The 17957-nt window shown below is 71.2% G+C and carries 16 protein-coding genes; 6 read left to right on the top strand and 10 right to left on the bottom strand.

Annotated elements, in window-relative coordinates; all coding sequences use genetic code 11:
• Positions 1 to 28 precede the first annotated feature (28 nt).
• The gene (locus F6X51_RS01635) at positions 29 to 496 is read left to right on the top strand and encodes a peroxiredoxin (protein WP_150961319.1); all 468 of its coding nucleotides are present in this window, start codon (positions 29 to 31) and stop codon (positions 494 to 496) included.
• A 75-nt stretch (positions 497 to 571) separates the two neighbouring features.
• The gene (locus tag F6X51_RS01630) at positions 572 to 1744 is read left to right on the top strand and encodes a M23 family metallopeptidase (RefSeq protein ID WP_150961317.1); all 1173 of its coding nucleotides are present in this window, start codon (positions 572 to 574) and stop codon (positions 1742 to 1744) included.
• A gap of 42 nt (positions 1745 to 1786) precedes the next feature.
• On the opposite strand, the gene prfB is transcribed toward F6X51_RS01630, so the two are convergent.
• From prfB to F6X51_RS01605, 5 genes are all read right to left on the bottom strand, one after another.
• Positions 1787 to 2915 (bottom strand): peptide chain release factor 2 gene (gene prfB, locus F6X51_RS01625; protein ID WP_150961315.1). Its coding sequence is split into 2 segments (ribosomal slippage): positions 1787 to 2845 and positions 2847 to 2915, totalling 1128 coding nucleotides; the frame shifts between segments, so codons are not numbered across the junction.
• Positions 2916 to 3039: 124 nt separating this feature from the next.
• Positions 3040 to 3384 (bottom strand): hypothetical protein, encoded by a 345-nt coding sequence (locus tag F6X51_RS01620; RefSeq protein WP_150961313.1) that lies wholly within the window; start codon positions 3382 to 3384, stop codon positions 3040 to 3042.
• 171 nt (positions 3385 to 3555) lie between these two features.
• Positions 3556 to 3768, bottom strand: coding sequence for a hypothetical protein (locus tag F6X51_RS01615; RefSeq protein WP_150961311.1), 213 nt, complete (start codon positions 3766 to 3768; stop codon positions 3556 to 3558).
• Between the two features lie 152 nt (positions 3769 to 3920).
• Positions 3921 to 5138: an LL-diaminopimelate aminotransferase gene (locus F6X51_RS01610; RefSeq protein WP_150961467.1), complete on the bottom strand. Its 1218-nt coding sequence runs from the start codon at positions 5136 to 5138 to the stop codon at positions 3921 to 3923.
• 124 nt (positions 5139 to 5262) lie between these two features.
• On the bottom strand, positions 5263 to 5631 hold the full coding sequence (locus F6X51_RS01605) for a hypothetical protein (protein WP_191969977.1): 369 nt from the start codon (positions 5629 to 5631) through the stop codon (positions 5263 to 5265).
• 149 nt (positions 5632 to 5780) lie between these two features.
• Between F6X51_RS01605 and F6X51_RS01600 the strand changes: the two genes are divergently transcribed.
• Entirely contained in the window at positions 5781 to 7574 is a 1794-nt protein-coding gene (locus F6X51_RS01600) for a PHA/PHB synthase family protein (RefSeq protein ID WP_150961309.1), read from the top strand.
• A gap of 157 nt (positions 7575 to 7731) precedes the next feature.
• On the opposite strand, the gene F6X51_RS01595 is transcribed toward F6X51_RS01600, so the two are convergent.
• On the bottom strand, positions 7732 to 9075 hold the full coding sequence (locus tag F6X51_RS01595) for an OmpP1/FadL family transporter (RefSeq protein ID WP_150961307.1): 1344 nt from the start codon (positions 9073 to 9075) through the stop codon (positions 7732 to 7734).
• Positions 9076 to 9469: 394 nt separating this feature from the next.
• On the opposite strand from F6X51_RS01595, the gene F6X51_RS01590 reads away from it, so the two are divergent.
• Complete coding sequence (locus F6X51_RS01590) at positions 9470 to 10354, top strand: fumarylacetoacetate hydrolase family protein (protein ID WP_150961305.1); 885 nt, start codon at positions 9470 to 9472, stop codon at positions 10352 to 10354.
• A 115-nt stretch (positions 10355 to 10469) separates the two neighbouring features.
• A complete protein-coding gene (gene bioB, locus F6X51_RS01585) occupies positions 10470 to 11492 on the top strand; it encodes a biotin synthase BioB (protein WP_407658407.1) in 1023 nt (340 codons plus the stop codon).
• Between the two features lie 7 nt (positions 11493 to 11499).
• Here bioB and F6X51_RS01580 read toward each other — a convergent pair whose 3' ends face one another.
• The 4 genes from F6X51_RS01580 to mnmA form a co-directional block, all read right to left on the bottom strand.
• The gene (locus F6X51_RS01580) at positions 11500 to 13002 is read right to left on the bottom strand and encodes a sensor histidine kinase (RefSeq protein WP_150961303.1); all 1503 of its coding nucleotides are present in this window, start codon (positions 13000 to 13002) and stop codon (positions 11500 to 11502) included.
• A 377-nt stretch (positions 13003 to 13379) separates the two neighbouring features.
• Complete coding sequence (locus F6X51_RS01575; protein ID WP_150961301.1) at positions 13380 to 14174, bottom strand: TVP38/TMEM64 family protein; 795 nt, start codon at positions 14172 to 14174, stop codon at positions 13380 to 13382.
• A 123-nt stretch (positions 14175 to 14297) separates the two neighbouring features.
• Positions 14298 to 14951, bottom strand: a complete 654-nt coding sequence (locus F6X51_RS01570) for a class I SAM-dependent methyltransferase (protein ID WP_150961300.1) — start codon at positions 14949 to 14951, stop codon at positions 14298 to 14300.
• Positions 14952 to 14986: 35 nt separating this feature from the next.
• Complete coding sequence (mnmA, locus tag F6X51_RS01565; protein ID WP_150961298.1) at positions 14987 to 16150, bottom strand: tRNA 2-thiouridine(34) synthase MnmA; 1164 nt, start codon at positions 16148 to 16150, stop codon at positions 14987 to 14989.
• A 280-nt stretch (positions 16151 to 16430) separates the two neighbouring features.
• Here mnmA and F6X51_RS01560 point away from each other — a divergent pair, with 280 nt between their 5' ends.
• Positions 16431 to 17948 carry a flagellar hook-length control protein FliK gene (locus F6X51_RS01560; protein ID WP_150961296.1) on the top strand — a complete coding sequence of 506 codons (1518 nt, stop codon included), beginning with the start codon at positions 16431 to 16433 and terminating at the stop codon, positions 17946 to 17948.
• Positions 17949 to 17957: the final 9 nt, after the last annotated feature.

Below are 17957 nucleotides of genomic sequence, written 5' to 3'. Positions count from 1 at the left end.
ACCAGCAATCAGCCGAAAGGAAGGCATGATGTCCCTCGACACTGGCGATCAGGCCCCGGATTTCGAACTGCCCGGTGCCGGTGGGGAGACGATCTCGCTCTCCGGCCTCAGAGGTCACAAGATCGTGCTCTACTTCTATCCGAAGGACGACACGAGCGGCTGCACCCTGGAAGCCCAGGGTTTCAATGCCCTCCAGGCCGAATTCGCCGCCGCGGAGGCGTGCGTGATCGGCGTCTCGCCGGACTCGGTGAAGAGCCATGACAAGTTCCGGGCGAAGTACGGGCTCACCTTCCCGCTCGCTTCCGACGAGGCCAAGGGCATGCTCGAGGCCTACGGCGTCTGGGTCGAGAAGAGCATGTACGGCCGCAGGTACATGGGCGTGGAGCGCACCACGATCCTGGTCGACCGCGAGGGCCGCATCGCCCGGGTCTGGCCCAAGGTGAAGGTGCCGGGCCATGCCGAAGAGGTTCTGGCGGCGGCCCACGCCCTGCCCTGACGCCGGACCGCGGCTTTCGTGCTTCCTTAACCTTACCCGGGGCCTAATGGCGCCACGCCATCCGGGTCCGGTTCCATGCAAGCCCCAGTCGCGGCCGAGACGTTGCCCACCGGGCGCAAGGCGCGAGGCCGGCGCACGACGCTGCTCCTCGGCTGCGGGCTGGCTCTGACCACGCTCTGGGGCTGCGCGGCGAGCTACGTCCTCGTCTTCCACGACGAGATGATGGGGCGCTTCATGGCGCGACAGGTCGCGCTGCAGACGGCCTACGAGAGCCGCCTGGCCGACCTGCAGGCGAGGCTCGACCGGGCCGCCTCGGACCGCTCCCTGACGCGCGAGGCCGTGGAGGTGCGCCTCTCCGTCCTGGCCGAACGCCTGGAGGAGCTGACGCGGCAGCAGGCCGTCCTGGCAGAGGTCGTGGGCGAGACGCCCTCTCCGCTTTTCCCGGACCCTGTCGGCACAGGATCGCTGCCGGAGCCCGAGCCGCTGGCCCTACGGACGCGGGATGCGCCGCCGCCGCGGGAGCGGCGCTCGGCGCGGGAGATCGACGCCCGTCTCGCCGCCCTGGAGAACCGCCTCGAGGCCGCGGCGCGGGTGCAGGCCCGCAGCCTCGATCGGATCGGCCGGAGCGCCGGGCGCCGGGCCGAGCAGCTGCGCGGGCTTGTGGCCGGTACCGGGCTCGACCCGGTCCGTTTCGAGCGTCCGGCCCCCGGCCTCGGCGGGCCGCTGGTGCCGATCAGCGCGGATCCGTTCACGCAGGCGCTCGCCCAGGTCCAGCGCAGCGTCGGTGACGAGGCGCGTCTGCGCCGGGTCGCCGCCACCCTGCCGCTCCGCCGGCCGCTCCTCGGCGAGTACAGCCTGTCGAGCGGCTTCGGGACGCGCCTCGACCCCTTCACCCGCGGCCTCGCGCTGCATACGGGCCTCGACCTCAAGGCCGAGACGGGGGAGCCCGCCCGCGCAACGGCGCCCGGCCGGGTCACCGTCGCGGAGGCCGCGGGCGGCTACGGCAACATGGTGGAGATCGATCACGGCCACGGGGTGGTGACGCGCTACGCCCACCTGGCACGCCTCGGCGTCACGCCGGGCCAGTGGGTGCAGGCCGGCGAGATCGTCGGACGGGTGGGCTCGACCGGCCGCTCCACCGGCAGCCATCTCCACTACGAGACGCGCATCGACGGGGAGCCGGTGGACCCGCAGCGCTTCCTGCGGGCGGGCACGTATCTCGACGCGTGGCGGTTCAACGGGCGCTGAGGACCGTTCCGGCGGCCCGCAGGCCCCGTAACGGCTGCGGGGTCAATCGATGTCCTCGACGGATTCCATGCCGCCGTACACGCGCTGCGCCAGCGAGGCTTCCATGAACGGATCGAGATCGCCGTCGAGCACCTCGTCGGGATCCGTCGACTGGGTCCCGGTGCGCAGGTCCTTCACCAGCTGGTAGGGCTGCAGCACGTAGGAGCGGATCTGGTGCCCCCAGCCGATATCGGTCTTGGCGGCGGCCTCGGCATTCGCCTTCTCCTCCCGCTTCTTCAGCTCGGCCTCGTACATGCGGGCGCGCAGCATGTTCCAGGCGGTGGCCCGGTTCTTGTGCTGCGAGCGCTCCTGCTGGCAGGCCACCACGATGCCGGTCGGGATGTGCGTGATGCGCACCGCCGAATCCGTGGTGTTGACGTGCTGGCCGCCCGCGCCCGACGACCGGTAGGTGTCGATGCGGCAGTCGGATTCCTTGATCTCGATCTCGATCCGGTCGTCGATGACCGGGTAGACCCAGACGCTGGCGAAGCTCGTGTGCCGGCGCGCGCTCGAATCGTAGGGCGAGATCCGCACCAGCCGGTGCACGCCGGACTCGGTCTTGAGCCAGCCATAGGCGTTGTGGCCCTTGATCAGGAGCGTGGCGCCCTTGATCCCGGCCTCCTCGCCGTCCGACCACTCGACGATCTCGACCTTGAACTTCCGGCGCTCCGCCCAGCGGGCATACATGCGCTGCAGCATGTTGGCCCAGTCCTGGCTCTCGGTGCCGCCGGCTCCGGAATGGACTTCGAGGTAGGTGTCGAAGCCGTCGGCCTCGCCGGAGAGGAGGGTCTCGATCTGGCGGCGGGCGGCCTCGGCCTCGACGGTGCGCACCCCGTTCTCGCCCTCCGTGATCGTGGCCTGGTCGCCCTCGGCCTCGCCGAGCTCGATCAGCGTCGCGGCGTCCTCGAGGTCCTGCTCCAGGCGCCTGATGGCGGTGACGGCGTCATCGAGCTGCGTGCGCTCGCGCATGACTTTCTGCGCGGCCTCGGCGTCGTTCCAGAGCTCCGGGCTCTCGGAGGCCGCATTCAGCTCCGCGAGACGTTTCTCGACGGTATCCCAGTCAAAGATGCCTCCTCAGCAGTCCGATCGACTGCTTGGCGGCATCCGAGGCTTGTTCGATCTCGGCGCGCATCTTGGGGTGAGTCTCTTGGGGTCGGTCGGGCCGCGGATTTGGTCGGGCCATCGGAGAGGCGTGATACCGGCGCGCCGAAGCCCTGTAAACGGCGCCCGGCGCCCCGCGGGGCGCTTGGCCCGGCTCAGCGCCCGGGGAGCGGCGCGATCAGGGCCGGTGCCAGCACGAATTCCTTCGGTCGCCGGCGGGCGCCGAAGCGGCCCTCGCTGAGGCTGTCGTTGTAGTAGTCGAAGCCGGTCAGCCCGAAGCCGCCGCCATTCATCACGCTCGGGACGGGGATCGCCGGCACCGCGAGGTCCGACCGGTTCGGCGGCACGAGCAGGACCCCGGTGTCGCGGTCCTGCTGCAGCACGGTCGGGGCCTCGGGCGCGGCGTAGTAGTAGGGCACGGGCTGCGCCTGAGCGGAGACCGAGGCGAGGCCGAGCCCGATCAGGCTCGCGGCGAGGACGGTCCGGGGGGCGTGGGTCACGCTGAACTCCGCTGAAGGTCTCGGCCGGTCGAGGGCCGACCGGCGCCATTATGGACCGGGGGCACGGACCTGTCCGCCCCCGTCGCCGGGGCGGTCCGGGACGATCCCCCGAAACGCGAGAGGCCGGGCAGCCCGGCCTCCGACAAGTGTCGTTCGGGCGGGACCCTGAGTTCAGCCCTTGGCGCGCACCACCGCCTGCGGCTCGCGCGCGACGGGGTCGCAGCGCGAGAAGAACCCGTTCAGCACGGTCGGGCGCGAGTCGCAAACGTAGCCGAGTTCCGGCCCCGGAGCCGGGACCGGGTCACGGGCGATGATGGGGTTCGGCGCACAGGCGCCGGCGGCGGCTGTGAGCAGGAGGGCAGCGAGCAGGTTGAGGCGGCGCATACGACCCTCGGACGCGGGAAACGGACAAGTCCCCCGACCCTGCGGACCCTCGCCGCGCCTGACAAGCACCCGGCGGCGTCCCCGGCCGCTTTACCCCGGGCCTGTCTCCCCGCCGCAACATCGCGGCGGGGTGGCCGGCCCCGGCCGGATCGTCAGCCGACCTTCGACATCGGGACGACGTTGTGCAGCGTCCGGTCGGAGGTCTCGAAGAAGCGGCGGATGTTGCGCGCGGCCTGGCGGATGCGCTGCTCGTTCTCCACCAGGGCGATGCGCACGAACTCGTCGCCATACTCGCCGAAGCCGATGCCCGGGGCCACCGCCACGTCCGACTTCTCGAGCAGGAGCTTGGAGAATTCGAGGCTGCCGAGCGCCTTGTACTTGTCGGGGATCGGCACCCAGGCGAACATCGAGGCGGTCGGCGCCGGGATCTTCCAGCCCGCCTTCTCGAAGGAATCCACCAGCGCGTCGCGGCGCTTGCGGTAGATGCCGCGCATCTCCTTGATGCAGTCCTCCGGCCCGTTCAGGGCCGCGGTCGCCGCCACCTGGATCGGCGTGAAGGCGCCGTAATCGAGGTAGGACTTCACCCGAGTCAGGGCCGCGAGCAGGCGCTCGTTGCCGACCGCGAAGCCCATGCGCCAGCCCGCCATCGAGAAGGTCTTCGAGAGCGAGGTGAACTCGACCGTGCAATCCATCGCGCCCGGCACCTGCAGAACGGAGGGCGGCGGCTCGCCGTCGAAATAGACCTCCGCGTAGGCGAGGTCCGACAGGATGATGATCTCGTGGCGCTTGGCGAAGGCGACGAGGTCCCGGTAGAAATCGAGGGAGGCCACGTAGGCGGTCGGGTTCGAGGGGTAGCAGACCACGATCGCCACGGGCTTCGGGATGGAGTGCTGCATCGCCCGCTCGACGGCGGGGAAGAAGGCCGGCGTCGGCTCGGCCGGCACCGAGCGGATCACGCCGCCCGCCATCAGGAAGCCGAAGGCGTGGATCGGGTAGCTCGGGTTCGGCACCAGCACCACGTCGCCCGGGGCCGTGATGGCCTGGGCCATGTTGGCGAAGCCCTCCTTCGAGCCCAGCGTCGCGACGACCTGGGTCTCGGGGTTGAGGCTCACGCCGAAGCGGCGCTGGTAGTAGTTGGCCTGGGCGCGGCGCAGGCCCGCGATGCCCTTCGAGGCCGAGTAGCGGTCCGTGCGCGGGCGCCCGGCGGTTTCGATCAGCTTGGCGATCACGTGCTTCGGCGCGTCGAGGTCCGGGTTGCCCATGCCGAGGTCGATGATGTCGGCGCCGTTGGCCCGGGCCGCGGCCTTGATCCGGTTCACCTGCTCGAAGACGTAGGGCGGCAGGCGCTTGATGCGGTGGAAGTCGGTCATGGCCTTCGAAGTGTCCATCGGCGCGGGTCCCGGTTTGCGCGGTTCGGTGTCGTCGCTGCGGGATCGGCCTGTCTAGCATCTCAGGCCACGGACGCCGACCCCAAAAAACACGAGCGCGCGAGGCTTACTCGGCCGGCACCGCCGCGGGCTTGGGCGCGGACAGGCCCTTAGCGGTCGTCTTGGCGGCGCCCTCGGCCGCCCGGCCCTTGGCCTCGTTGCGGCTGCGGGCGCCCTCGAGCTCCGTCTCGAGCGCCTTCTGGCCCTCGGTCGACTTCGCACGGATCGGGCGCTGCGGCGCCGAGACGCCCACCGGCAGGAAGTCGCCGCCGCCCTTGCGGGAATTTGCCACGAAGTCCGGCGCCGCGACGGGCTTCGCCCCGTACCCTATCTGGGTTGCAGCCTCGCGCAGCGGATTGACGTCGCTGGAGCAGGCAGCCGCCATCGCCGTGGCGGTGACCGCGAGGGCGCGCAGGGCGAGGCGGGTTGTGAACATGGTTCTAATGTTTCGACAAATCTGCGCGGTGCACTGGCGGAATCTCGGGGTGGAGCGTTAATTTGTCGGAAACGAGGCTCACGGGCACCGGTTGCCCCAGGGCCCGCCGCGGGGCCGCAAGGTCCGCGGAGACAGGGAGAGACGCACGCGTGACGACGCAGAACACGACGCCGCAGTTGCCGGACATCGAGGCCCTGTCGCGCAATGCCAGCCTGTTTGTGGAGCAGTTCAGCCGTACGGCCGCCACCTACATCAAGCCCCTCGACGGCGACGGCGTCCCGGCCGGCCCCTCCGAGGAGGTCGGCGACGTGGTGCGCACCCTCGGCAGCGTGGCCGAGAAGTGGCTCGCCGACCCGCAGAGGACCCTCGAGGCCCAGACGAAGCTGAGCGAGGCCTTCATCAATCTCTGGGGCTCGACCTGGTTTCGCCTGCAGGGCGAGGCGCCACCGCCGGTGGCGGTGCCGGAGGCGAGGGACAACCGCTTCGCCCATGCGGAATGGACCACGAACCCGGTCTTCGACTTCCTGAAGCAGAGCTACCTCATCACCTCCCGCTGGGCGGAGGGCCTCGTGGAGAACGCCGAGGGCATTGACGAGCACACCCGCCACAAGGCGCAGTTCTACCTGCGGCAGATCGTGGGGGCGCTCTCGCCCTCGAACTTCGTGCTGACGAACCCGGAGCTGCTGCGCCACACCCTGGAGGAGAACGGCGCCAACCTCGTGCGCGGGATGAGGATGCTCGCGGAGGACATCGAGGCCGGCAAGGGCGAGCTGCGCGTGCGCCAGACCGACCCGTCGAGCTTCGAAGTCGGCCGCAACGTGGCGGTGACCCCGGGCGAGGTGGTGTTCCGCAACGACCTGATGGAGCTGATCCAGTACGCGCCGCAGACCGAGACGGTCGTGAAGCGGCCGTTCCTGATCGTGCCGCCCTGGATCAACAAGTTCTACATCCTCGACCTGAACGCCCAGAAGAGCCTGATCGGCTGGATGGTCGCGCAGGGGCTGACGGTGTTCTGCATCTCCTGGGTGAACCCGGACGAGCGCCACGCTCAGAAGGATTTCGAGAGCTACATGCGGGAGGGCATCGAGGCGGCGATCGACGCCATCGGCGTCGCCACCGGCGAGACCGAGGTGGCGGCGGCCGGGTACTGCGTCGGCGGCACGCTGCTCGCCGTCACCCTCGCCATGCAGGCCGCCACCGGCAACAAGCGCATCAAGAGCGCGACCCTGCTGACCACGCAGGTCGACTTCACCCATGCGGGCGATCTCAAGGTCTTCGCCGACGAGGAGCAGATCAAGAGCATCGAGGCGCGGATGGCCAAGCAGGGCTATCTCGACGGCGCCCGCATGGCGAACGCCTTCAACATGCTGCGCCCGAACGACCTGATCTGGTCCTACGTCGTCAACAACTACGTCAAGGGGAAGGCCCCGATGGCCTTCGACCTGCTCTACTGGAACGCCGACGCCACCCGCATGCCGGCGGCCAACCACTCGTTCTACCTGCGCAACTGCTACCTCGAGAACAATCTCGCCAAGGGCAAGATGGTGATCGGCAATGTCCGCCTCGACCTGAAGAAGGTGAAGGTGCCGGTCTTCAACCTCGCGACCCGCGAGGACCACATCGCGCCCGCCCGCTCCGTCTTCGAGGGATCCTCCAAGTTCGGCGGCAAGGTCGATTACGTGCTGGCGGGCTCCGGCCACATCGCGGGCGTCGTCAACCCGCCCGCGAAGCCGAAATACGGCTACTGGACCGGCGGCGCGGCCAAGGGCCGTCTCGAGGACTGGATCGAGGCCGCAACCGAGCACAAGGGCTCGTGGTGGCCCTACTGGTTCTCGTGGTTGGAGAAGCAGGCGCCCGAGCGCGTGCCCGCCCGGATCCCCGGCGCCGGCGGCCTCGCCTCCCTCGGCCCGGCGCCGGGCACCTACGTGCGCATGAAGGCCTGAGGGGCCAGCGCCTGAACGGACGAAGAGGCCGGCGGGGTGACCCCCGCCGGCCTCTTCCGGTCCTGCGCGATGCCCCGAACCGAAGCCTCCCCCGCCCGCCGGGCACGAAGCCTTCGGGAATTCTCCGGGCAGGGAGCTTCCGGGTTCGTCCCCGCCGTCAGTATTTGCGGATCAGGGGCGCCGGCGCCGCGACCGGGACCGGATCCCCGAAGACGTAGCGGAAGCCCACCGACACGATGTCGGCGCTGCCATCGGCTATGCCCGCGAAGGCGATGCTCTGTCCGAGGGCGTTGCGGGTGTCGTAGTCGCGGCCCGCGCCCGCCAGGATCCGCGCCTTGTCGACGAACAGGTGCGAGTAGGCGAGGTTCAGGGTCAGCTTCTCGCTCCAGCGGTAGCTCGCGCCGATGGCGACGTTCACCCGGTCGTTGTCGGGTAGGCGCACCGAGCGGTTCGAGAAGTCGATCGGGGATTCCTCGTAGGAGACGCCCGCCCGCAGGGTCAGGGCCGGCGACCAGTCGTACTCGCCGCCGATCGCGTAGGTGAAGCCGTCCTTGTAGTTCAGCGGCAGGAAGTTCACCGGCACGTCGCGGGCGACCGAGACGATGCCGACGGTGCCGAGCCTCGACCAGTTGTCCCACTCGAAGCCGAGATTCATCCGGAACACCGGCGTGATCGACTGGGTCAGGCCGACGCTGAGCTTCTCGGGGGTGTTGAGGTTGGCGCGGACCTGCCCGGCGACGGGGGCCAGCGACAGCAGCGGCACGCCGATCGAGCCCTCGATGTCGTGATGGACCGAGGAGCGGTAGCCGACGCCGAACGCCGTCCCGGCCCAGGGCGTGATCAGCGCGCCGGCCGTGAAGCCGACGCCCCAGGAATCGCCCTTGAGGAAGCCGCTCGGCAGGGCGGCCGCGGGCAGCAGCGGCGTCAGCGGCAGGGCCTGGCGCAGGGTCAGGCGGAAATACTCGATGTTCGGGCCCGCCGCGATCGAGAGCCAGTCGTTGACCTTGAAGCCCACCACCGGATTGAAGGCGAGCGAGAAGATGCGGCTCGAGCGGCCATAGACCTCGCCGGCCCAGACGTCGCGTGGCTTGGTCACGAGGCCGAACGGGGCGCCGGTCTGGATGCCGATCCAGAGGCGGTCGTTGAGCTGGTAGGACGTGGCGCCCGACGGGAGGACGGCGCCCTGCCCGATCTCGCCGGAGCCGCCGAGGCCCGCGAAGGCGGGCGAGGTGCCGACGGTTGGGGTGATCTTGCCCGACAGGTTGATGAAGGTGAGGTTCTGCTCGGTGACCCAGCCCGGACGCATCGTCACCGTGGCGGGGTTCCAGAACATCGAGGACACGCCGCCCGCGCCCGAGGCGGCACCCGCGTCCGCCATGCCGGCCGCGATGCTGCTCTGCTCGCGCAATCCGAAGGCGCCGGCGCTCGCATCGCTCACGCCGAGCGCGAGCGCTGCCCCAGAGACACCCGCCAGCGCGAGAGCGCGAAGTTTGCCCACCATGACCGTTCCCACTCTAGATTGTAGCGTTCTGCTTCCCCGCCCCCAGTACGGGTGCATCGCCTTGGCCAGTACATTGCCCTGCTTGCGGGCACTTCGCAATCCCGCGCTGATTTCTGTAAATATCGGGTGTTTGTTTATGTTGTCTGAATCAGCGACAGTATAAGCCCCGGATGGGTAATTCCCGTACCGATCTGCGAAGATTCGTTTACATCTAAACCTTCTGCATCATCGTGCAGGCCGGGCTGCCGAAAGCGCGCGTTCGGCGCTTTTGTGCCGATCATGTGGGATTCCCGCAACATTCGGCGCGATGCGGGCCGGCGCTTGACCCCGACGCCCCTCTGACCACCTTCGGGAGATGTCCTGCGCGGACCCGCCTCGACGGAGTGCTTGAGCCATGAAACTGGTGCGTCACGGAGCGAATGGCGACGAGAAGCCCGGCCTGATCGACCGCGCGGGCGGCCTGCGTGACCTCTCGAGCGTCGTCCGGGACCTGTGCGGGGCCGCCCTGTCCCCTGCCTCGCTCGATCGGCTGCGCATGATCGACCCCGAGTCGCTGCCGCTCCTGCCCGCGGACACGCGCCTCGGCCCCTGCGTCGGCGGAACGCGCAATTTCATCGCGATCGGGCTCAACTTCGCCGACCATGCCGCCGAGACCGGCTCGCCGATCCCGGCGGAGCCCATCGTCTTCAACAAGGCCCCCTCCTGCCTCTCCGGCGCCAACGACCCGGTGATCCTGCCCAAGGGATCGGCCAAGACCGACTGGGAGGTGGAGCTCGCGGTCGTGATCGGCACCAAGGCCTCCTACGTCCACGCCAACGAGGCGATGGACTACGTGGCGGGGTTCTGCGTCTGCAACGACCTTTCCGAGCGCGCGTACCAGTTCGACCGGGGCGGCACCTGGACCAAGGGCAAGGGCTGCCCGACCTTCGGGCCGCTCGGGCCCTGGCTCGTCACCCCGGACGAGATCCCGGATCTCAAGAACCTGTCGCTCTGGCTCGACGTCAACGGCGAGCGGATGCAGACCGGGTCGACCGGCACCATGATCTTCGACGTGCCCCAGATCGTCGCCTACCTGTCCCACTTCATGATGCTGGAGCCCGGCGACGTGATCACGACGGGGACGCCGCCCGGCGTCGGCCTCGGGCGCAATCCGCCGCGCTATCTCAAGAACGGCGACGTGGTCACGCTCGGCATCGACGGCCTCGGCGCGCAGCGCCAGGCGGTGATCGCCTTCGACGACTGGACCGCGAAGGTGGCGGCGGGCGAGCCGACGAACTGAGGGGCGGCCGTCCGGCCGGGCGGCTTGATTTTCCGGCCGAGTTCCGCCTCATGGGCACATGACGCAGACCTCGGCCCCCGCTTCCCCGTCCGCCACGACCTTGCCTGCCACGACCTTGCTCGGCACGACCTTGCCCGGCACGACCTCGCCCGGCACGGACACGTCCCCGGCGATCCGGCATGACTGGAGCGTGGCCGAGATCCAGGCGATCCACGACCTGCCCCTCCTCGACCTCGTGTTCCGGGCGGCCGAGGTGCACCGCGCCCACAACGACCCGGCCGACATCCAGCGGGCGAGCCTGCTCTCGATCAAGACCGGCGGCTGCCCCGAGGATTGCGCCTACTGCCCGCAATCGGCGCACCACAAGGGCACCGGCATGGGGCGCGAGCGGCTGATGCCGGTCGACACGGTGCTGCGGGAGGCCGCCGCCGCCAAGGCCGCGGGCGCTCACCGCTTCTGCATGGGCGCGGCCTGGCGCCAGCCCAAGGACGGGCCGGAATTCGACGCCGTGCTCGCGATGGTGCGGGGCGTGCGCGGCCTCGGCATGGAGGCCTGCGTCACCCTCGGCATGCTGACGCCGAGCCAGGCGCAGCGCCTCGCCGAGGCCGGCCTGACCTCCTACAACCACAACCTCGATACCGGCCCGGACTTCTACGGCGACATCATCTCGACCCGCACCTACGCGGATCGCTTGCAGACCCTCGAGAACGTGCGCGAGGCCGGGATCGGCGTCTGCTGCGGCGGCATCGTCGGCATGGGCGAGGGCGTGAAGGACCGCGCCGCCATGCTGCAGGTGCTGGCCAACCACGCGCCGCACCCCGAGAGCGTGCCGATCAACGCCCTGGTGGCCGTCGAGGGCACGCCGCTGGAGGACCAGCCGCCGGTCGATCCCCTCGACCTCGTGCGGATGTGCGCCACCGCCCGCATCGTGATGCCGCGCGCCCGGGTGCGTCTCAGCGCGGGACGCAAGGGCCTGACCCGCGAGGCGCAGATCCTGTGTTTCCTCGCCGGCGCCAACTCGATCTTCTACGGCGAGCGCCTGCTGACCACGGCCAACAACGAGATGGATTCGGATGCCGAGCTGCTGCGCGACATCGGCGTCACGGTGCCGGGCCTGACCCTCGCGGCGGCCGAGTAGGCGGTCCTCAGGCCGGGCCGGGTATCCAGTCCGGCAAGGTGATGCGGAAGCAGGCGCCGGGCATGCCCTCGTCGAGGCGCAGGCTGCCGCCGTTCAGCTCGATCAGCTCCGCGGCGATCGCGAGCCCGAGCCCGGTGCCGCCCGCCCGCATCGAGCCCTGGAACGGCGCGAACAGGTGCGCCTTCGCCCGGTCTGGCAGGCCGGGGCCGTTATCGGCGATCAGGATCGTCACCGCCCCCGACCCGACCCCGCCCTGGCGGGTGGCGACGATCGAGACCTCCGGGGTGCCGTTGCTCGCTCCGGCCGCGTCGAGGGCCTGCACGGCGTTGCGCACGAGGTTCGTCAGCGCCCGCGAGAGCTGCTCGGGATCGGCGCAGATCTGCAGGCCCGAGGGCACGCATTCGCGCAGGTTCACCCGCGAGCCGTGGGTCAGCCCCGCGAGCTCGGGCAGGTCGGCGAGGATCGGGGCCAGCAGGCAGAGGCGGCGCTGCGGGTGCCGCTCGGTGGCCCGTCCGTAGGCCAGGGTGGCCTCGCAGAAGCGGATCGCGCGGCCGAGCGTGGCGACGAGGCGCGGCGCGACGCGCTGCACCGTCGGGTCGGCCGCGCCCTCGAGGCGGTCGCCGAGGAGCTGGGCCGTCGTCAGCAGGTTGCGCAACTCGTGGTTGATCTTGCTGACCGCGAGCCCGAGCTCGGCCAGCCGCCGCTTCTCGCGCAACTCGGAGGCGAGGGCCCGCTCCATCCGGGCGAGCGCGGTCTCGGCATGCCCGATCTCGTCGGTGCGGTTGCTCGGCGCGATGATGCGGTCGAGGCTCTCCGGATCGTCCGCGAAGGCCGTGATGTTGCGGGCGAGCCGACGCACCGGCTCGACGATGACGTGACGCAGCACGATGAAGACGAGGCCGGCGGCGGCGGCGGCGATGATCAGGGAGGACAGCAGCAGCCGGATCGAGAAATCCACGATCGCCGCGCGCAGGGGCGCCTCCTCGAGCAGGATCTCGACGAGGTCGAACCCGTCGCGGCCCTGGCCGATGACCCGGATCGGCACGTCGGCCGGGGCGATCAGGGTGCGCCAGGAGCCCCGGATCGAGGCCCACCAGCTGTCCCGCCGCAGGTCGACCATGTCGGCCACCTCGGCGGGCATCGACTCGACCGCGAGCAGCCGCCGGGTGCCCTGGCCGCGCACCGCGATCGCGCGGGCGCCGACGCCGGTGAGCAGGCGCCGAGCCAGCTCGTCCGAGACCGTCTGCCCCGGATTCGCATCGAGCACCAGCGCCGCCACCTGGGCGGCGGCGATCCGGTCGGACAGCCACATCAGACGGTAGTTCGCCACCGCCGGCACGTAGATCAGGACCTCGGCCACGGCCACGAAGGCGACGGTGAGGAGGAACAGGCGCCCGGACAATCCGAGGCGCCGCCCGAGGGCCGGCATGATCTCCCGCACAGGTCCCGACGCGGTCGCAGGCGCTATCGCCTCCGCCGTCTCGATCTCCGAACGCGTACTCACACCCATTGTGCCCCTGCGGGTCTCGTGCGCCCCCTGCAGGCGCGGCTATCCCGAACTCCCTCCGGTGCCGGCCGCGTCCCGGGCCGGCCTCATGATGGGCGCAAGCTTCGGAACGATGTCAGGTCAACCAAGTCCTTCGTTACGCGCCCGACCGGCCCGCGTCGAGGGGTGCGCTCTGCTGAATGACCAGGAGATCAAGATGTGGGCCGCCTCAAGCGAGAACACGTCAGGCTGAATCAGGCAGAGGATGCAGGCTTTGGTAGTCAGGTATTCTGCATACAATTGCCGGTTGATCCAAACATTCTTGCTATTAGGTCCCACCCCTCGGACGAAGCTTGGCGCAGGCGCGGGCGGATCGGCCAATGCTCGGCCCCGGCGCGCCCTCAGGGCCGGTCGGTCCCGGGTGCCGCGACCGGGGGCTCGGCACCCGGACCGAAGCGGCGGCGCAGCCCGATCGTGATGAGCGAGAAGGCCGCGAGCGCCCCGAGCCCGGCGATCATCTTGGGCGAGACGAGGCTGCGCAGGGTCAGGACGGCGTCGCAGGCCTCCGCGGAGGCGGCGAGGCAGGCGCCCCGGGCCTGCTCGTGCGCCGCCACGGCGTCCTCGATCCCCGCCCCGGTGGCGGCGTACACGAAGGCCCCGGGCAGGAGGCCGAGGAGCGTCGCCAGCACGAAGGTCCGCAGGCGCACCCCGAAGGCCGCGGGGGCGAGGTTCGTCACCCAGAAGGGGAAGATCGGCAGCAGGCGCAGAAAGGTGATGTACCCGAAGGCATCCCGCCGGAACCCCTCCGCCAGGCGTCCGAGGCGCGGGCCGGCCCGCCGGCGCAGGAGGTCGGCCGCCGGCCCGCGGCCGAGTGAGAAGACGATCGCCGCGCCGGTGGTCGCCGAGGTGACCGCGAGCAGCGCCCCCGTGACCACGCCGAAGAGGAAGCCGCAGATCATCGTCAGCACCAGGGAGGCGGGCACGGAGAGCACGACCGCGGAGACGTAGACGAGGCCCGCCACCGCGACCGCCCGCGGGCGATCGGCCTCGACGAAGTCCTGCAGCCAGGCGCGCGAGGCGAGGAGTCGGTCGAAGCTGAAGAGGTGATAGGCCCCGGAGGCGAGGACGGCCAGGGAGGCGAGTGCCAGGAGCCCGAGCGGCAGCCAGCGCAGGAGCTGGCGGCGGCTGTCAGGCATGCGTGGCTCCAGGGTCAGGGCCGTCTCCTTCGGGGGATGCGCGGTGGCGTGGCGGTCCTGCGTTCCATCCTCGATCCGCCCGGCGACCGCGCCGCCCCCTCGGTCCGACCCCGCGACGCCGGCTCAGGCGCGCTTGCGCATCCGCAGGATCTTGAAGAAGCCCCCCGGGAAGGTCGGGGCGACGCCGATGAACTCGACGCCGTTCCGCCGCGCCCAGGCCTCGATCCGGGTCGACTTGAAGTCCGAGGACCAGCCGATCTTGGTGCAGAGCGGCGCCACGATCTCCTCGACCCGGGCGACCGGGCCCTCGGTCTGGCCGAAATGGTTGGCAAGCACGATCTCGCCGCCGGGACGCACCACGCGCAGAAACTCCGAGAGCGCGCCCTCGGGGTCCGGCACCAGGGTGATGAGGAACTGGGCCACCACCGCGTCGAAGCTGGCATCGGCGTAGCCGAGCCGGCAGACATCCATGACCTGCAGGCCCTGGACATGGGCGAGGCCGCGGCGGCGGACCTTGTTGCTGGCACGCCGGAGCATGTCCTCGGAGAGATCGACGCCGCACACGAAGCTGCCGCGCGGGTAGTAGCCGAGGGAGAGCCCGGTGCCGACGCCGGCCTCCAGGATGCGCGGGCCGCAGGCCACCGCCGCCTCCACGGCCGCGCGGGCGGCGGGCTCGGTCAGCTTGTCGTAGACCACGTCGTAGACGGGGGCCCAACGGGCGTAGGCCTTGCGCATCAGGGCCGTGCTCGGCCCAGCCTCCCGCGGCTCGCTCAGCATGTCGGTCTCGGTTCCATCGTGTTGGGGTTGCGATCTCAAGCCGCGCGCGCGGCGCCAGCCTGCAACGCGTCGATCCGCCGGATGGTGCCGCCACCGAGCACGCGCGCCCGCGCAGTGTCGTCGGCGTAGATGACACAGGCTTGACCGGGGGAGACGCCGTCCTCGGGCGTCACGAGCGTCACCTCCGCGTGGCCGCTCGCGGCATCGTAGGTCAGGTGGGCCGGCCGTGGCTCCCGGGTCGAGCGCACGCGCACGGCGACCGGCATCGCGTCGAGGTCGGCGAGGCTGCCCTCGCCGATCCAGTTCACGTCGGTGAGGCGGACCCGGCTCGTGGCCAGCGCGGTCCTGGGGCCGACCACGACGCGGGCGGAATCCGCCTCGAGGCGCACGACGTAGAGCGGCTCTCCGACGGCGAGGCGCAGGCCGCGGCGCTGGCCGACCGTGTAATGGATGATGCCCTCGTGGCTCCCGAGGGTGCGCCCCTCAAGGTCGACGATGTCGCCCGGGCGCGCGGCGTCGGGGCGAAGCCGCGCGATCACGTCGGCGTAGCGGCCCTGGGGCACGAAGCAGATATCCTGGCTGTCGGGCTTCTCGGCCACCGAGAGACCAAGGTCGCGGGCGAGGCGCCGGGTCTCGTCCTTTGGCAGCTCGCCCAGCGGGAAGCGCAGGAAATCGAGCTGCGCCGGCGTCGTCGCGTAAAGGAAGTAGCTCTGGTCGCGGGCCGGATCGAGGGCGCGGTAGAGGGCGCGCCGGTCCGAGCCCGGGGCGACGGGGCGGCTCGCCACGTAATGGCCGGTGGCGAGCGCGTCGGCGTCGAGATCCCGCGCGGTGGCGAGCAGGTCGCGGAACTTCACTGAGCGGTTGCACTCGACGCAGGGAATCGGGGTCTCGCCCGCGAGGTAGCTCTCGGCGAAGCGGTCGATCACCGAATCCCGGAAGCGGTCCTCGTAATCGAGGACGTAATGCGGGATCTCGAGGCGCTCGGCCACGCGCCGGGCGTCGTGGATGTCCTGTCCGGCGCAGCAGGCGCCCTTGCGGTGGGTGGCGGCGCCATGGTCGTAGAGCTGCAGCGTGATGCCGACGACGTCGTAACCCTGGCGCTTGAGCAGCCCGGCGACCGCGGAGGAATCGACGCCGCCCGACATGGCGACGACGACGCGCGTCTCGTGGGGTGGCTTCGGGAGATCGAGCGAGTTCATGGCTTCAGGGTTGGGGCGCTGGACGTCGGCGTCGGGCCACCTCCGGGACTCTATAGTGGTTGTTCTCTCCAAGTTCCAGGGATGGGACCGGCGCGGGCCCCGAGCCCGGCCGCGTTGCGGCGGCGGCCCCCGGCAATTCCTGCCGGGGGCGCGGCAGCTTCGGACCCACGGCTCGGGACGCCCCGCCGAACGTTCGAAAATTATGTCGCGATGACAGATGCTTGGCACGAACCTGCCGTGGCCTGCGGCTTGCTCCGACCGATGCGTCAGGAGAGCGGGCATGGCGACGACGACGGATTGGGCGGACATCTTCCTGCGGCGGACGCCGCAGCCGGCGGCGCGCACGGTCGCGTCCCGGGCGCAGCCTGAGCGCCCCCGCTTCAGCGTCGACCTCGACGCGCGGAGTCAAACCGCCGCCGCGGCGCGCGCGCAGGCGGCCCGGACCGACGCCCGCAGCGATGCCCTCAGGGCCCGGGACCAGGACAGCGCCGCGAGCCGGGCCGATGAACGCCGGGCCCATGCCGGCGACGCGGACGCCGCGCGGGAGCGCGACGCCGCATCGACGCGTGCCGGGGCCACCAAGAACGACGCCGGGAACGCCACGAGGGATGCCGCCGACGCGCGCCCCGGTCAGACCACGAGCGCCGCGCGCCGGGACAATCCGGCCCAGAGCGCCAGGTCGGACGCGGCCAAGGGCGGAACCACCACGTCGGAGACGGACAAGTCCGAGACCGCCAAGTCCGAGACCGCCAAGGCGGAAGTGGGGCGAGCCGAGGCCACGCGCACGGGCAGCGCCGTCCAGGCGGGAGCCGCGACCGAGGCTGCCGTCGCAGGCCTCGCGGCGGACGAGGCCGGGACCGATGCCGACGCGGCGGAGGAGGCGGAGGCGGACGCTGCCGCGCCGGGCGATCCCGGCCTGCTCGGCCTCCTCGGCGGCCTGCCGCCGACGCCCCCCGCCCCCTCGTCCCCGACGCCGGGCTCCGCGAGTCCCGCGGGTGCCGGAACCGCGGCGGCCGGCGAGGCCGGGGCGGCATCCGGGCCCGCCGGCGCCGTCCAGGCGCAGGGCGGGGCCGGCCCGGCCGCGTCCGGCGGGATCCCCGGAGGCGCGGACGCGAAAGTGGGCGACCCGCGCGCGGGTGAAGTCCACGCTGCGGGCCCGCGGCGCGCGGAGGAATCCGGCGACCCCGCCTCTCCCGGGGACGGCCAGGGCACGAAGGATGCGGGCCGGCTCGACTTCGCCGGCACGCTCGCGGACGCGGCCCCGTCCCCGCCGCCGGCCGAGGCGCGAGGGATCCGGGAGGCGACCGCCCTCGCGGCCCCGGCCCACGCCGGGCCGGCCGGGGAGACGGCAGCGGCGCAGGCAACCGCGACGCCGATTCCGATCGGGCAGGTGCCGCTGACGATCGGCCTGCGCTCGCTCGCCGGCTCCAGCCATTTCGAGATCCGCCTCGATCCGGGTGATCTCGGCCGGGTCGACGTCAAGCTCGACATCGACAAGGAGCGCGGCACGGTGACGACGCATCTCGTGGTCGAGCGCATCGAGACCCTGCAAATGCTCCAGCGCGATGCCAACAGCCTGCAGCAGGCCCTGTCGCAGGCGGGACTCGACCCGAGCGAGGGCGGGATCAACCTGTCCCTGCGGGGCGACAACAATCCGGGCGGCGGCAACGCCGAGCAGCGCGACGGCCAGCCGCGCGGCGGCCTCGCGCCCGTCAGTGACCGCGAGGCGCGCAGCGCCATCGAGGCCGTGCCCCTGCGCAGCCTGCGTGGGCTCACCGGCCTCGACATCCGAATCTAAGGGGAATCC

The sequence above is a fragment of the Methylobacterium planeticum genome (assembly GCF_008806345.1).
Classification (GTDB): Bacteria; Pseudomonadota; Alphaproteobacteria; order Rhizobiales; family Beijerinckiaceae; genus Methylobacterium; species Methylobacterium planeticum.
This window is presented reverse-complemented; position numbering and strand designations above follow the sequence as displayed.